Origin of the sequence: Pantoea endophytica (assembly GCF_002858935.1) — a bacterium.
GTDB classification, from domain to species: domain Bacteria; phylum Pseudomonadota; class Gammaproteobacteria; order Enterobacterales; family Enterobacteriaceae; genus Pantoea; species Pantoea leporis.
The window spans coordinates 20938-36225 of record NZ_PJRT01000005.1 but is presented as its reverse complement, the minus strand read 5'-3'; the positions used below and the strand labels follow the sequence as shown (position 1 = coordinate 36225).

The following is a 15288-nucleotide window of genomic DNA, read 5'->3' as shown; positions in this document are numbered from 1 at the left end:
ATTAAGTGCATAATCAATGCATGGATATGCGCCATATGTGGCTCTTTTTTAATGCTTAGTTATTCATTTATTCAGGCATTTTTGTGTCGAAAAAGTTAAACCCCTCTTATTTGGCCTGACCCGCTTGTCTGAAAAGGTGTTAAATTACTTTCCGTCTAGTGCAATGCATTACCTTTCCACGTCTTTTCAATATAAATAACTCTGAACCTACAGGCTTCTCATGGAAAAGTTATCTTACGCTTCTGAAAGCAGTACATCTCCCTGGACTACCTACCTGAGCCAAATTGACCGTGTTGCGCCTCATCTTGGTGAATTGTCTCGCTGGATAGAAACCCTGCGTCACCCCAAAAGAGCACTGATTGTCGACATCCCGGTGCAGATGGATGACGGCTCGATTCGCCACTTCGAAGGCTATCGCGTACAGCACAATCTCTCACGCGGGCCGGGCAAAGGGGGCGTGCGTTACCATCCTGCTGTCGATTTGAATGAAGTGATGGCGCTATCCGCCTGGATGACCATCAAGTGTGCGGCGGTTAACCTGCCTTATGGCGGTGCCAAAGGCGGCATCCGTGTCGATCCGCACTCGCTGTCTGAAGGTGAACTGGAGCGATTAACCCGCCGCTACACCAGTGAAATCGGCCTGATTATTGGCCCGCAGAAAGATATTCCCGCACCCGATGTCGGCACCAATGGCAAAGTGATGGCGTGGATGATGGATACCTACTCCATGAACCACGGCACCACCATCACCGGTGTGGTCACCGGTAAACCGATCCATCTTGGCGGCTCGTTAGGGCGTGAGAAAGCGACGGGGCGTGGCGTATTTATTACCGGTCGGGAAGTGGCACAACGCTCCAATATCACCATTGAAGGCGCACGCGTGGCGCTGCAGGGCTTTGGTAATGTCGGTAGCGAAGCCGCGCGTCTGTTCGCCGAAGCCGGTGCGCGTGTGGTGGTGATTCAGGATCACACCGCAACCTTATTCAACGAAGGCGGTATTGATTTAGCCGCGTTGACTGCATGGCAGATCGAACATAAACAGATTGCCGGTTTCCCTGGCGCGCGTGAGATCGACAGAGAGCAGTTCTGGACCACCGCCATGGATATTCTGATCCCGGCTGCGCTGGAAGGACAAATTACCCGCGAGCGCGCAGAAGTTATTAGTGCCAAACTGGTACTGGAAGGGGCAAACGGCCCAACTTATCCGGATGCAGATGATATGCTCGCGAGTCGCGGCGTGCAGGTGGTGCCAGACGTAATCTGTAACGCTGGCGGGGTAACGGTGAGTTACTTCGAATGGGTGCAGGATATGGCGAGTTTCTTCTGGAGCGAAGATGAGATTAACCAGCGTATGGACCGCATCATGACCGAAGCCATGGTTCACGTTTGGGACAAGGCCGCCGAAAAGCGCTGCTCGCTGCGCACTGCCGCTTATATCGTTGCCTGCGAACGTATTTTACTGGCACGTAAAGATCGCGGTATTTATCCGGGCTAATTAATTATATTTTAAGTTTATTTAAATTAAAGGATAAACGCCTTCGTAGTGGGCAGAGGGCGTTTATCTTCGCTATTAAGCGAGGTTTACGCCGCGTAAACCTGACCAGCACCTTGCGGCGGATTGAGTAATCATCACCGAAGGATCCTCACTGAACTCGCTCACCAAAGTCACCACCCGGTCGGTTAAACTCCTTATATTCTCGCTGCCTACATAAACGTATTCATTGGTGGGTAACACATAAGTGTAGCCTTTCTCGCACACCAAGCTACGCGCGAAACCATTCTCAAGCATCGCATAGAGCAATTCAATTTGCGCGCCAGCGGTGGGTTCTTTCAATTCGATACGGATAGTATAACTGAGCATGATATTATCTCCGGTGGCTTAATTTAAGTTTACTTAAGTTTAATTGACCAGAAATGAATTTCATTTTTTTAAGATAAATCTTAGCGCGAATTTATAAGTGATGACCGCCGTTAACAGTAAATACTGGCCCTATTAAGCGCAGCGACAAAAAGGGTTAAATAATAGTTATTAAATTACTCTTTTATTACGTTCGGCTTAAATAAGTTTATTTTTAATTAAAGACAGCCGACTCCACGCAGACTATAATTATTTTATGGCTCACTTTGGGCTGATTACTAAAAAGTGTACAAATAGTATCCGCAACGGGCGATTTTAAAGATTTTTATTAATTAGTATTTATCTCTGCCCATGAGGAGTAGCGGATGAACTTAAGCATCACGGATTTTTATGTCTTTAGTCAGGCAGATACAGAAGGGTGCTGCAATCTACACCGCGATAGTTGCCGCCTGGCTCCTGCCTATGATAATCGTGTGTTCATGGGATCATTTTATTCTCCTGACCATGCCTGGCAATATTTCCACACGCATTATCCCAACAGCCGAGCGGTATTTTGCTTGTTATGCATGAAAGAATAATGTGTGAAAAACCTTCTGCCTGAAAAATAGCGGCAGAAGGTTGTATTTAACTTTAACGAGCAGGACAGAAACTGGCCAGCAATGGATGTTTTACCCGCTAGCACAACGCATCTAAGCCGTTCCAACCTCACTGTGATGAATATAGCCTGCCACCGCACGCCGCGTAAGCTGCGCCAGCATCTGCTGCGCACCATCTGCTGCATTGTGCTGACACAGTGCGATGCCCATATTTCCCGCCGCGGGCCGCAACGCATTCAGGTGATTGAATCGCTGGCGGCGCCGCGCTTTATCTACGATCGCCACTATCTCAGCGGTGGTCGTAGCGATCGCTATGTGTTGCTGAACATCGTGGCAGGGAAACCGCGCAGCGCGGAGCAGAAGCGGGCAACCTATTGGGTGTTGAATGAACGGCTGCAACAGCGGCTCAATCTCGATCCCAATGATTTAATGATCATCATCCAGCAAACCCAGCCCGAAGACTGGAGTTTTAGCGGCGGGAAGATGTTTGATTTGGGGATGATAGTTTAAAACCGCACAAATCGTAGCGGCGCGATGTATCGCGCATTGGTGCATAAGCTTCATGCGCAATAAATCGCGCCGCTACAGCGTGTACGCTTTGTAAAAAGCGCTTATTCCATTACCCAATGCCCCTCACTCACCTCACGATAACGTCGCGCTTCGGGCACAAATCCCAATGCACGCACCGGGCTTTTCAGCTCGCTGATGTCAATCTGGCGCTTCACATGACGTCGCGCCGGATCGGGCACCGGCACCGACGACAATAATTTGCGCGTGTAATCATGCTGCGGATTTTCAAATATTGCCGCGCGCGGGCCGATCTCGACGATTTCACCCAGCAGCATCACCGCCACGCGATGACTGATGCGCTCAACCACCGCCATATCGTGGGAAATAAACAGATACGACAAGCCAAGGCTTTGTTGCAGGTCGAGCAGCAGATTGATGATTTGCGCTTTCACCGTGACATCCAGCGCCGACACCGATTCATCGGCGATGATCATTTTCGGATCGAGCATCAGCGCGCGAGCGATGCAGATACGCTGGCGCTGGCCGCCGGAAAATTCGTGCGGATAGCGTTTCATCATGTCAGCGGATAACCCGACGCGCTCCATCAGCGAGGCGGCTTTCGTGCGCGCCTCGGTTTTGCTGCCTAAACGATGTTGCAGAAAAGGCTCGGTCAGCGCTTCCAGCACCGACATGCGCGGATTGAGGCTGGCAAACGGATCCTGAAAAATCATCTGCATGGCGCGGCGCAAAGTGCGCAGCTCATGAACAGAAAGATTCAGTACGTCGTAACCATCAAAGGCCACTTCACCCGCGTCGGGTGTGACGAGGCGCGTCAGTGAACGTCCGGTGGTGGATTTTCCACAGCCCGATTCACCAACCAGCGACAAGGTTTCGCCCGGCATTAGATCAAACGAGATGTTCTCCACCGCATGTACCGCGCCGGTTTTGCGGCTGAATACGCCTTCGTGGATGCTGAAGCGGGTGCTGAGATTTTTAACCGACAGCAGCGGCTGCTGCGATGTCGATACAGCGTTGGTCTCAGATGCGTCGCGCTGGTCAAAGGAAAACTTACGCGGTCCAGTAATGCCGCGCATCGCACCAAGCTGCGGCACGGTCGCAATCAGCGTGCGGGTGTAATCCGCAGCGGGCGCGGAAAAAATCGCGGCGGTGGTGCCGGTTTCCATCACATCGCCTTGATACATCACCAGCGTGCGATCCGACACCTCTGCCACCACGCCCATATCGTGGGTGATAAACAGCACCGCCGTGCCTTCCTCTTCCTGCAACGTCTTAATCAGGTCAAGAATCTGCCCCTGAATGGTGACGTCCAGCGCGGTGGTCGGTTCATCGGCAATCAGCAGTTTTGGCCGCAGCGCCAGCGCCATCGCAATCATCACGCGCTGGCGCATGCCACCGGAAAAGTGGTGCGGATAATCATTGAAGCGTTTCGCCGCGTTGGGAATACGCACTTTCTCCAGCAGCCGAATGGTCTCTTCACGCGCGACGCGTTTACTGATTTTGCGGTGATTGATCAGCGCCTCAGCAATTTGATTGCCGATGGTGAACGACGGATTCAGGCTGGTCATCGGCTCCTGAAAAATCATCGCCACCGCATTGCCGCGAATGTCACGCATGGCGGATTCGCTCAGCGTCAGCAGATCGACGCCGTTCAGCAGCACTTTGCCGCTGACGCGCGCGTGGCGCATGTTGAGTAAGCGCATGATCGCCATCGAGGTGACGCTTTTCCCCGAACCGGATTCACCGACAATCGCCAGCGTTTCACCGGCATTAACGGTGAGCGACAGGTTCTTCACCACCTCGCGCCAGTGATCCTCAACGCGAAAGGCGACGGTCAGATTTTCGATGCGCAGCACCGGTTCGACTGCTGAAGCGGGCGCGTTCATTTCGCTGCCATAAAGCGTGCCGATAAGTGGCTAACCGGCAGATAAGTGAAATCGGTATCGAACGGATAGGCGGGCTGCAATTTGCGCTTGCGAGTTAAGCGTTCCACATATTGATCAACCACGCCTTCCGACAGCGCCATCAGGTTGGGATTGGCCAGGGGTGCCAGCTCCGGCGACAGATAACCGGACTTCACTACCACGATTTTGGCCGCTGCGGGATCGAGGCCGAGCAGGGCGAAATCCGCCAGGTTGTGATAAGGACGGCGACGGTCGGCGACCACCAGCGTAATGCCGCCGGTTTGCAGCAGCGCCTGTTTCGCCAGCGAACGCGCATCATCGCTGAGATGTTTCACCACAAATTCGGCCTGCACTTTGCCGCCGGCCGGATCGAGTGAAGCGCCAACATTCAGCGTTAAGCTTGCGCCAACGCCAGCAGCAAAGGCCGCGTCAGTGGCCGGTTTATCGGTGATACCAGCCACGATCACCTGCTGCGCACCCTGGCGAATCAGTTCCGCCAACACATCCGCGCGATCGCCGACGCCGCCGCCGGTGGGATTATCCCCAGAATCAGCCAGAATCACCGGCGCGGTTTCGCTGGCGATGGCCATGCTGACGCACTCTTCAATGCTGCCGGTGACGCAGCCAAAACTAAATTCATCGCGCGCCTGCCAGTAAGCCAGCGCCAGTTTAGCCGCCTGTTCCGCCAGCACATCGGCATCGGTGCCGGTCATGATCGCGGCGGCGGTGGCGCGCGGTTCATCGGCCCAGACGTAACCGACCATCAGCGACGCATCCCAGACGTGCTCCAGCTGGTTTATCGCGGGCAAACGGGCATACAAACTTTTGGCGGGTTCATCTTCGGTGCTGGTGCGTTCACCGGGTAACACCACCGGAATCGGCGCCCACACCACGCCGGGTTTGACGCCGGTTTGCAGGCTTTTCACCAGCATCGATACCGAGCGGCGCATGGTCTCTTCGACATCGATGTGCGGCGCAGTGCGATAGGTCGAGAACATATCGATGGCATCAATGATGCGTTGCGTAACGTTGCCGTGCAGATCGTAGCTAACGGTGATCGGGCACTCCGCGCCGACCAGCTCGCGCGTGGCGCTGATCCAGTCGCCTTCGGCATCTTCCATGCCTTCAACATAAACCGCACCGTGCATCGCGAGATAAACGCCATCCACCGGCAAATGTGCCGCGAGGCGCGTCAGGAAATCCTGCTTAAAATCGTCGTAGGTGACGCGCGCCACCGGACCACCGGCGATGGCGCGCGCGTGGAAGGTCGGCAGAAACTCGGCATCATAATCCTGCAAAAAGGCGAAATAAGGATTGGTGGTCAGTTCATCCCCGCGCACGATGCGGAAGTCGTCGGCATAATTCAGCACCGGATTATAAGTACTGCACTCAGTATGAATGCCACCAAAAGCAATGCGCATAGCAGCCTCCGCTAGTCGGGTAAGTGAATGATAAAACGATACGCCGCCACACTGGCTGCGGCTCTGGCCCAGCTCTCTTCGTTGATCACCATGCTGGCGATCGGTGTTTTGCCGATAATCGACGGCAGCACATGGCTGTCGATGGCCTGCATCACCACGGTTTTAAGCAATCCATCAAACGCATTGGGCTGATGCGCAATCACAATCAACTCGGGATCGTTCATCTGGATAATATTGGCGATGGATAAGCCCAGCGCATGACCGGCCTGATGCAAAATGGCAATCGCCGCGCTGTTACCTTTCACCGCCAGCGCTTCCAGTTCGGTAATCGATTCACATTCCAGCGCTTTATCACGCACGCTTTCGCGGATGGCGGTTAACGAGGCCAGCGTATCGAGGCAGCCGCGTTTGCCGCAGCGGCAGGGACGTCCGCCGGGCTCGATGGTGCAGTGGGCGATTTCACCGGCAGCGCCGTGCGCGCCCCGATGCAGTTGGCCCTGAAAGAAATGCGCCGACCCAATGCCATCACCGTGCGAAATCAGGGTGAAGTTGCGCGCCTTTTTTGCCACGCCGAAAATCTTCTCGCTCACCGCCAGCGCTTTGGCATCGTTTTCTAACGACACTTCCAGCCCGGTTTGCTGTTTCAGCAGTTCCGCCAGCGGCACGTTCTTCCAGCCCAGCAGCGCCGACTGCACGCAAATCGCCTGATGTTCATCGACAAAGCCGGAAAGCGTCACGCCCAGGCCAATCAGCTGATCCTGCGTAATTGATTTCTGCGCAATCAGGTCCGGGATCGCCGCCGCAATGGTTTTGGCCAGCTGCGGCGGATCGAGATTCAACGGCATCTGGGTGGCGGCCAGCGTGCGGCCGTGCATATCAATCAGCACCAATACCACGCGTTCGTCCAGCAGCGAGGCACCGAGAAAATAGGCGCTGTCGGCACGCATTTTTAATAACACCGATGGGCGACCCTGGCCGCTGGATTCCGGAATACTCTCTTCCAGCAATCCGGCCTGCAGCATCTCTTTCACCAGCGTGCTAATTGCGGCTTTGCTTAATTTCATTTTTTCCGCAAGCACGGTGCGGCTCATGCCATGCGACGCAATAAGTAAGCGCAGAATTTGTTGCTGGTGGGCATTGAGCATTGAAGTTCTCACAGCGTTAGCACTATGCGCTGACAATAATAAGGACAGAAAACAAATACAACGCTATTTAGTTAAATTTCTGAATGTAGATCTGATTATAAGTAAATTATATGAACCAACCTATTGGCTTTTGTTTGGTGAGTGTGGCTTATATAGCGTGGATATTTCACCGATCGTTTCAATGATTCATTGAGGGCCTTCATGGAAAGCAAAAATAAGCATTTCAAGGTACTGACGCTGGCCGGCTGTTTACTGGCGTCGATGGCGAGCGCCTCCGTTTTTGCCAGCCAGCTGGTGATCATGCAGAACGAACCACCGCGCAGCATGGATCCTGGCAACCAAACCGCGACCTTCACCGGCACGGTGCTGGACCCAATGTACGAAGGCCTGACGCGTCTCGGTGATGACGGCAAAATCATTCCGGCATTGGCATTATCCTGGACATCCGATGACAGCGGACTTAACTGGACCTTTACCCTGCGACCCAATGTGAAATTCCACGACGGCACGCCCTTTAATGCCGATGCGGTAGTGGAAAACTTCCAGCGTCATTTAAATACGCAGCGCGGTTTAGCGGGTAGTGGGAAAATTCGCACCTTTATTCAGGACGTGAAGAAAAAAGACGAACTTACCGTCACGTTTCAGCTGAAAAAAATTAATCCGGCTTTTTTAACTGTTTTAGCCTCCGGCCCAGGATTAATGGTGAGCCCAAAAGCGGACAAGGCGGGCAGTATTAACAATAAAGCCGACGGCACCGGGCCTTATAAACTGGTGCAGTACAAATCCGGTGAATATGTACTTGAACAAAAGAATCCCGACTATTGGGGGAAATCTTCCGGTCCGGATGAAATTAAATGGACGTGGAGCAGCGAGCCTTCAGTGATGAATATGGCGCTGCAATCGGGTCAGGTTGATATTATTAACCCGGTGCCGCCGCAGTTTGCCGGCATGTTAAAAAACAACGCCAACGTAAATCTTAAACAGTCGCCGGGCGCGGCGGTGTTCTGGGTCGATCTCAATACCCAAAGCAAAGCGCTGAGCGATGTGCGCGTGCGTCAGGCGCTGAATTTCGCCACCGACCAGCAGGCGCTGGTGAAAGCCATCATGTTTGGTTATGCGCAACCGGCAAACTCCGCGTTGGCACCGGTCGATCCCAACTACGACAATAGCTTGCATAACTATCCGTACGATCTGCAAAAAGCCAAAGATCTGCTGAAAGCGGCGGGCTATGCCGACGGTTTCCCGATGTCGATTGCGGTGCAGGCGCCGGATGCGCGTACCGCACAAGTGCTGCAGGGCATGTGGAGCAAAATCGGCGTGAAACTTAACGTGCGCCAGATGGAGAGCGGCGTGTGGACCAAAGCAGCATTTGCTGATGGCAAAGAGAAAGCCGCGCAGGGCACCGATGCGGTGCTGGCGTCCTGGTCTTCCGGTTTATATGGCTCGGATCTGCAGCTGCGTCCGCTGTATCACACCAGCAGCTTTGCGCCGGGCGGGGCTAATCTGGGCTTCTTCAGCGACAAGCAAACCGATGATCTGATCGATACCGCCGCATCCACACTCGACGATGCCAAACGCAAAGATCTCTATTTCCAGGCGCAAAAACAGATCAGCGGATTAGCGCCGCAGGTGTTGCTGTTCTATCAGGACGATCTCTATGCCGCACGTAAAAATATCAGCGGCGTGGTTATGCAGCCGGGCGGACAAATCGTCGTGCGCGACGCAGTGAAGCAATAACCTCATGGCTGATGTGATATGAAAGCGTACGTCGCAAAAAAGGTGCTTTCGCTGCCGTTAATTATTTTCGGCGTGTCGATTATCGTGTTTATCGCCATCCGCGCGCTGCCGGGCGATCCGGCGCGGCTAATGGCGGGACCGGAAGCGCCGCAGGAAGCGGTGGACAGTATGCGCGTGCGGCTGGGGCTCGATCAGCCGCTGCCGCTGCAATATGTCAGGTTCGCGGCGGAAGCGCTGCACGGCAACCTTGGCTTGTCGTTGCAGTCGCAGCGTCCGGTGATGACGGAGATCAGCGAGCGTTTGCCGTACACCTTATCGCTGGCGGCGCTGGCGTATCTGCTGGCGATTGCGATAGGTGTTCCGGCGGGCATGACCGGCGCCATTTATCGCCAGCGTATTCCGGATCAAATCGTGATGGTGCTGACCATTGCCGGTGCGTCGATTGCCAACTTTTGGCTGGCGCTACTGGCGATGAATTACTTCGCGGTCGAGTTGGGCTGGTTACCGCTGCTGGGCGCCGATTCGTGGAAAAACTACATCATGCCCACGGTTACGCTGGCAATCCTGCCGATGGCGATGATCGCCCGCATGACGCGTTCCAGCATGCTGGATGTGCTGAGTCAGGATTACATCCGTACCGCCAAAGCCAAGGGATTATCCTCCGCCAGCATTAACTGGAAGCATGCGCTGCGAAATGCACTGATCCCGATTGTCACCATTGTGGCGCTCAACTTCGGCAGCTTGATTGGCGGCGCGGTGGTCACTGAATCGGTGTTCAATTGGCCGGGCATTGGCCGCTTGCTGGTGGACTCGGTGCGCTACCGCGATTATCCGGTGATTCAGGGCGTGACGCTGGTGGCCGTGACTGGCGTGGTGCTGATGAATCTGGTGGGCGAAATCCTGATTGGCTTGCTCAATCCAAAAATAAGGTTCGACTGATGAACAGCATTGATACTTCCGTGCTGCCGCCGCGTTCGCGCAGCCGACACCTGATCAGCACTTTACTGGCAAATCCGTCCATTGCCATCGGCGGTGCGTTAGTGCTGCTGGTGGTGCTCGCTGCTGCGCTGGCTCCGCTGATTACCCATTGGGATCCAGTGGATCAGGATCTGCTCAACACCTTGCAAGCGCCATCGGCCGCGCACTGGTTTGGCACCGACGATTATGGCCGCGATCTTTTTTCGCGCGTGATTTACGGCGCGCGTATCACGCTGTTTGAAGTGAGCCTCAGCGTCGCGATCTCCATGGTGATCGGTATTCCGCTCGGCATCATTTCCGGCTTAGCGGGATGCAAGATGGATGCGCTGATCATGTGGGTAATGGATATCATCTTCGCCTTTCCCGGCATCGTGCTGGCGATTTTGATCGTTAGCGTGCTCGGCGAAGGACTGACCAATATGCTGATCGCCATTTCGCTGTTTTCGATTCCGGTGTATGCGCGTCTGAGCCGCAACCTGACGCTGGGCCTGAAGAACATGGAGTACATCGAAGCGGCGCATATGCTCGGGGTGCGCTATCCGCGCATCATTACGCACTACATTCTGCGCAACTCAATTGGACCGCTGATTGTGCAATCCACGCTGACGGCGGGCGCGGTGGTGCTGTCCGCCGCCAGTTTGTCCTTCCTCGGTTTAGGCGTGCAGCCACCGATGCCGGAGTGGGGCACCATGATGAGCGATGGGCGCAACTTCCTCGGCCTGAATATTTATGTGTCACTCTTCCCCGGATTGGCGATTTTGATTACCGTGCTGGGCTTCAATGTGTTGGGCGACGGTTTGCGTGATGTGATGGATAAACGTTTATGAGAAGACAATCTGCGGTGATTTGCCTCGATCTGGGCGGCTCTTTTATCAAGCTAGGCGTGATGAATGCGCAGGATCAATTAATCCTGCTCGATCAGCATAAAATTCCGGCTACCAGCTGGGACGATTTCACCGCGCTGGTTAGTCGCATGATAGCCCAGCATCACCTGCAGTTTACCGCCAGCAGTGCGGTAGCGATCTCCACCGCGGGCATTGTGGCACCCGACTCTGGCGAGATATTTGCCAGCAATATTCCCGCGTTTCACCAGCGCAGTTTGGCGAACGAGTTGGGTGCGCTGCTGCAACGCCAGGTGATTGTGCATAACGATGCCGACTGCTTCACGCTGGCGGAAGCGCTGGCGGGCGCGGGAAAAGGTCACAAAGTGGTGTTTGGCGCGATTCTGGGTTCGGGCGTTGGCGGCGGATTGGTGGCAGATGGCCGCATCATTACCGGGCAAAACGGATTGACCGGCGAATGGGGACATGGGCCAATCACATTAACCGAAGTGGAGATTGATGGCGTCACGCGGCGACTGCCGCGTAAGGCGTGTCCATGCGGGCAAAAGGGCTGTCTCGACAGCTACGGCGGTGCGCGCGGGCTGGAAAATCTGCATCAGACGTTGCATGACCGCACGGCGAGCAGCGTTGAGATTATCGAATGCTGGCAGCAGCAGGATGCGCTGGCGCAGCAAACCGTTCAGGCATGGCTGCAAATTGTCGGTCAGCCGCTGGCATACACCATCAATATCACCGGCGCGTCGCGCGTGGCGGTGGGCGGCGGATTGGCATCGGTGGCTCCGCTGATCGCGGCGTTAGATGAGGTGGTGCAGGGTTACGTATTGCGCCGCACCGTACATCGTCTGGTGGTGCCAGGTGAGTTCGCGCATCACGGCGGCATGATGGGCGCAGCGCTGTTGGCGCTGCAGAATACGCACACTCTGTAGCGGGGCGATTTATCGCGCAATGAATTGCGCCGCTACGGAAGCGGGATTTTGCGCTATCATAAGCCGCTCACTCTGCTCAGTCCTGACGATGATTGTTTCAGGCAATCACGATCCTGACTGAGTTCTTCACTTGCGGTTCGGAAAACTCATGTCATCAGTACAACCCCAACTTACTCAGCTGCCGGATGAGGCATCGCTGCCGCGTCAGAGCGTGCTAAAAGCTTTGTTCGCGCTCGGCACCGGCGGCTTTGCCATTGGTACCGGCGAATTCGTCATTATGGGACTGCTGCCTGATGCAGCCAAAGGTCTCAACGTATCGATCCCCTCGGCCGGGCATCTCATCAGCATCTATGCGCTGGGCGTGGTGATTGGTGCGCCGCTGCTGGCGGTGCTGGGCGCGCGCGCTTCACGTCGTAATTTCCTGATGACGCTAATGGGCCTGTTTGCCGCCGGCAACCTGCTGAGCGCCATAGCGCCGGGATACTACTCGATGCTGCTGGCGCGTTTCCTCGCCGGTTTCCCACATGGCACCTTCTTCGGCGTGGCGGCGCTGGTCGCAGCCGGTTTGGTTGAACGGCGCAAACGCGCGCAAGCGGTCTCGATGGTGCTGTTCGGCCTGACCATCGCCAACTTACTCGGCGTGCCCGCCGTCACCGCTATCGGCCAATGGTTTGGCTGGCGCGATGCCTTTGCCATTGTCGGCGGTCTGGCGCTGGTGACCTTGCTGCTGATCTGGCTGTGGGTGCCAAACGTAGCGGGCGACAAAAATGCCAGCCCGCTGCGCGAATTGTCGGCGCTGACGCGCAAACAGGTACTGCTGACGCTGGCGATTGGCGCGGTGGGCAGCGGCGGTTTGTTTTCGGTGTTTAGCTACGTGAAGCCGACCATGACCGAACTGGCGCAGATGCCGGTGAGCTGGATCCCGGCGGTGCTGGCGTTATTTGGTTTAGGCATGATCATCGGTAACATCGCTGGCGGTCGTCTGGCCGATCGCGGCATTGAAAAGACCATCCGCATTTTGCTGATCTGGTCATTTTTGGTGCTCAGCGCCTTCGTATTTGCCGCGCATTATGCGCTGGCAGGTGCCATCAACGTCATGCTGGTGGGCACCATGGTGGCGCTGGCGGCGGTGTTGCAGATCCGTTTGATGGATGTTGCCGGTGATGCACAAACCATGGCGGCGGCAATGAACCATTCGGCGTTTAACCTCGCTAACGCGCTCGGTGCATGGCTGGGCGGCGTGACCATTTCCGCTGGTCTGGGATGGCAATCCACCGGTTGGGTGGGCGCGATTCTGGCGGTGTTGGGTCTGCTGATCCACGCGGTGGCGATGCGCGATGCGCGCCGTAAATCGATTACCTTCGCGCACGAAAGTCATTAACACCCTACCTACCGTAGCGGCGCGATATATTACGTATTGCCGGGCTGGGCACATTGCCGCCCTTAATATGCGCAATAGATCGCGCCGCAAGGGTAATTAATTATTACGCCAACTTCTGCTGCAAAAATGTCATAAACACCCGATTGATCTCACTGCGCTGACGGTGCTGCGGATAGAGCGCATTGAGATGGAGCGAGGTCGGCTGCCACTCTTCCAGCACCTTCACCAGCTCACCGCTCGCCAGCGCTGGTGCCACAATAAACTCTGGCAGCATAATCAGACCCAATCCGGCCACTGCTGCGTCGCGCAGCATTTCCCCGTTATTACTCACCATCGGCCCATGCACACTAATCACTTTGCGCTGGTCGCCGTTAAACAGTTCCCAGCCGGTCTGGCTTTCGCGCCCGTAGCGCAGACACAAATGTTCGCTCAGCTCCTCCGGCGTTCGCGGTGCGCCTGCGCCCTGCAGGTAGGAAGGGCTGCCGCAGATCACGCGGCGAAACTCGCCCAGTCGCCTGGCGATCAAACTCGAATCTGGCAGCGTACCGATGCGAATCGCCATATCAAATCCTTCACCCACCATATCGACATGCCGATCCGCCAGTTCAACCTGAAACTGCAAACCCGAATGCTGGCTGAGAAACTCGGCAATAAACGGCGACAAATGGCTGATACCAAACGACATCGGCACGCTCAGGCGGAAGCTGCCCTGCAGCACCTGACGACGCCCCGATACCGCCAGCTCGGCTTCCTGCACATCATCAAGAATGCGCTGCGCGTGCTGCGCAAACAGCTGGCCGTTATCGGTTACCGACAACTTCCGCGTGTTGCGATTCAGCAGCCGCGCGCCAAGCGATTCCTCCAGCGCGGCGATGCGGCGGCTGACATACTGCTTCGACAGCATCAGCTGTTCGGCGGCAGCGGTGAAGTTGCCGGCTTTGATGACGGCTACATAAATACGGAGATCTTCAATCTGCATATTGTCCACTTATCGGTGACAGTCATTGTCATTTTGACGCATTGTTAGGCAAATCAGTTTACGTATACTTGTTTGCAACGGGAAGGGCAATCGCCCCCCAACAGCAAATTTGAGGAGCAGACCATGATTGAACAACGCCTGTCAGAACAACGCGGAGTGGGTGACCACGGTTGGTTGAACTCGCATCATACGTTCTCTTTTGCCAGTTACTGGGATCCAAAACAAACCGGCTTCTCAGATTTGCTGGTGATCAATGATGACCGCGTTGCACCGGGTCGCGGTTTTGGTGCGCATCCGCACAACAACATGGAGATCATCTCCTACGTGCTGGAAGGCGCGCTGGAGCATAAAGATTCCATGGGCACCGGTTCGGTGATTGTGCCGGGTGATGTGCAGCTAATGAGCGCCGGCAGCGGCGTCACGCACAGCGAGTTTAACCACTCGAAAACGGACAACGTGCACTTCCTGCAGATCTGGATCGTGCCTGGCGAGCGTAATTCGCCTCCCGGTTATCAGCAGATTTCAGTGGCGGAACGTGACAAACGCGGTCAGCTGCGCCTGATTATTTCGCCGGCAGGGGATAACGGTTCACTCAGCGTGCGTCAGGATATTCGCGTTTATGCCGGACTGTTCGACGGTGTCGAGCAGCAAACCTTCGCGTTGGATGCCGATCGTTACGCCTATATTCACGTGGCTCGCGGCAGCATCGAAGTGAACGGCGTGAAGTTCAAAGAGGGCGACGGTGCACGCGTTCGCAACGAAAGCGCGCTGCAGTTTGCTAACGGTGATGATGCGGAAGTGCTGGTGTTTGATCTGCGTCCGCTGGAAGTGAATCATCCACAGCGTTAATGATTAAAATGCCGTAAAGAGCAGTGCGATCTATCGCGCTGGTGATGGCGGGGGAACTTTACGCTGATGCTACCGAAGACGTGTGATGTTTCTCCCTCGAAATGGCGCAAACGTAAGCAGGAAGTCATTTGATTGGATAAGGAA

The 15288-nt window shown here is 55.3% G+C and carries 14 protein-coding genes; 9 read left to right on the top strand and 5 right to left on the bottom strand.

Annotated elements, in window-relative coordinates:
* Positions 1-220: 220 nt before the first annotated feature.
* Positions 221-1495 (top strand): Glu/Leu/Phe/Val family dehydrogenase, encoded by a 1275-nt coding sequence (locus PZBJ_RS02645; RefSeq protein ID WP_101761061.1) that lies wholly within the window; start codon positions 221-223, stop codon positions 1493-1495.
* A gap of 75 nt (positions 1496-1570) precedes the next feature.
* On the opposite strand, the gene PZBJ_RS02640 is transcribed toward PZBJ_RS02645, so the two are convergent.
* Complete coding sequence (locus PZBJ_RS02640) at positions 1571-1861, bottom strand: hypothetical protein (protein WP_101761060.1); 291 nt, start codon at positions 1859-1861, stop codon at positions 1571-1573.
* 362 nt (positions 1862-2223) lie between these two features.
* On the opposite strand from PZBJ_RS02640, the gene PZBJ_RS02635 reads away from it, so the two are divergent.
* Positions 2224-2436: a hypothetical protein gene (locus PZBJ_RS02635; RefSeq protein ID WP_101761059.1), complete on the top strand. Its 213-nt coding sequence runs from the start codon at positions 2224-2226 to the stop codon at positions 2434-2436.
* Positions 2437-2517: 81 nt separating this feature from the next.
* A complete protein-coding gene (locus PZBJ_RS24285) occupies positions 2518-2964 on the top strand; it encodes a tautomerase family protein (protein ID WP_240632865.1) in 447 nt (148 codons plus the stop codon).
* Positions 2965-3065: 101 nt separating this feature from the next.
* On the opposite strand, the gene PZBJ_RS02625 is transcribed toward PZBJ_RS24285, so the two are convergent.
* From PZBJ_RS02625 to PZBJ_RS02615, 3 genes are read right to left on the bottom strand one after another with little or no spacing between them, the layout of a single operon-like run.
* Positions 3066-4868, bottom strand: a complete 1803-nt coding sequence (locus PZBJ_RS02625; RefSeq protein WP_101761058.1) for an ABC transporter ATP-binding protein — start codon at positions 4866-4868, stop codon at positions 3066-3068.
* Positions 4865-6307: a M81 family metallopeptidase gene (locus tag PZBJ_RS02620; RefSeq protein ID WP_101761057.1), complete on the bottom strand. Its 1443-nt coding sequence runs from the start codon at positions 6305-6307 to the stop codon at positions 4865-4867. The genes PZBJ_RS02625 and PZBJ_RS02620 overlap by 4 nt, the downstream gene beginning before the upstream one ends.
* An 11-nt stretch (positions 6308-6318) precedes the next feature.
* Entirely contained in the window at positions 6319-7452 is a 1134-nt protein-coding gene (locus PZBJ_RS02615) for an ROK family transcriptional regulator (protein ID WP_101761056.1), read from the bottom strand.
* 201 nt (positions 7453-7653) lie between these two features.
* On the opposite strand from PZBJ_RS02615, the gene PZBJ_RS02610 reads away from it, so the two are divergent.
* The 5 genes from PZBJ_RS02610 (at position 7654) to PZBJ_RS02590 (ending at position 13316) form a co-directional block, all read left to right on the top strand.
* The gene (locus PZBJ_RS02610) at positions 7654-9189 is read left to right on the top strand and encodes an ABC transporter substrate-binding protein (protein ID WP_101761055.1); all 1536 of its coding nucleotides are present in this window, start codon (positions 7654-7656) and stop codon (positions 9187-9189) included.
* Between the two features lie 18 nt (positions 9190-9207).
* Positions 9208-10128 carry an ABC transporter permease gene (locus tag PZBJ_RS02605; RefSeq protein WP_101761054.1) on the top strand — a complete coding sequence of 307 codons (921 nt, stop codon included), beginning with the start codon at positions 9208-9210 and terminating at the stop codon, positions 10126-10128.
* The gene (locus tag PZBJ_RS02600; protein ID WP_101761053.1) at positions 10128-10994 is read left to right on the top strand and encodes an ABC transporter permease; all 867 of its coding nucleotides are present in this window, start codon (positions 10128-10130) and stop codon (positions 10992-10994) included. Before PZBJ_RS02605 ends, PZBJ_RS02600 begins: the two co-directional genes overlap by 1 nt.
* Entirely contained in the window at positions 10991-11935 is a 945-nt protein-coding gene (locus tag PZBJ_RS02595; protein WP_101761052.1) for an ROK family protein, read from the top strand. Before PZBJ_RS02600 ends, PZBJ_RS02595 begins: the two co-directional genes overlap by 4 nt.
* 148 nt (positions 11936-12083) lie before the next feature.
* Complete coding sequence (locus PZBJ_RS02590) at positions 12084-13316, top strand: MFS transporter (protein ID WP_101761051.1); 1233 nt, start codon at positions 12084-12086, stop codon at positions 13314-13316.
* A gap of 103 nt (positions 13317-13419) precedes the next feature.
* On the opposite strand, the gene PZBJ_RS02585 is transcribed toward PZBJ_RS02590, so the two are convergent.
* Positions 13420-14295 carry a LysR family transcriptional regulator gene (locus PZBJ_RS02585; RefSeq protein WP_101761050.1) on the bottom strand — a complete coding sequence of 292 codons (876 nt, stop codon included), beginning with the start codon at positions 14293-14295 and terminating at the stop codon, positions 13420-13422.
* Positions 14296-14418: 123 nt separating this feature from the next.
* On the opposite strand from PZBJ_RS02585, the gene PZBJ_RS02580 reads away from it, so the two are divergent.
* Positions 14419-15144 carry a pirin family protein gene (locus PZBJ_RS02580; protein ID WP_101761049.1) on the top strand — a complete coding sequence of 242 codons (726 nt, stop codon included), beginning with the start codon at positions 14419-14421 and terminating at the stop codon, positions 15142-15144.
* Positions 15145-15288: the final 144 nt, after the last annotated feature.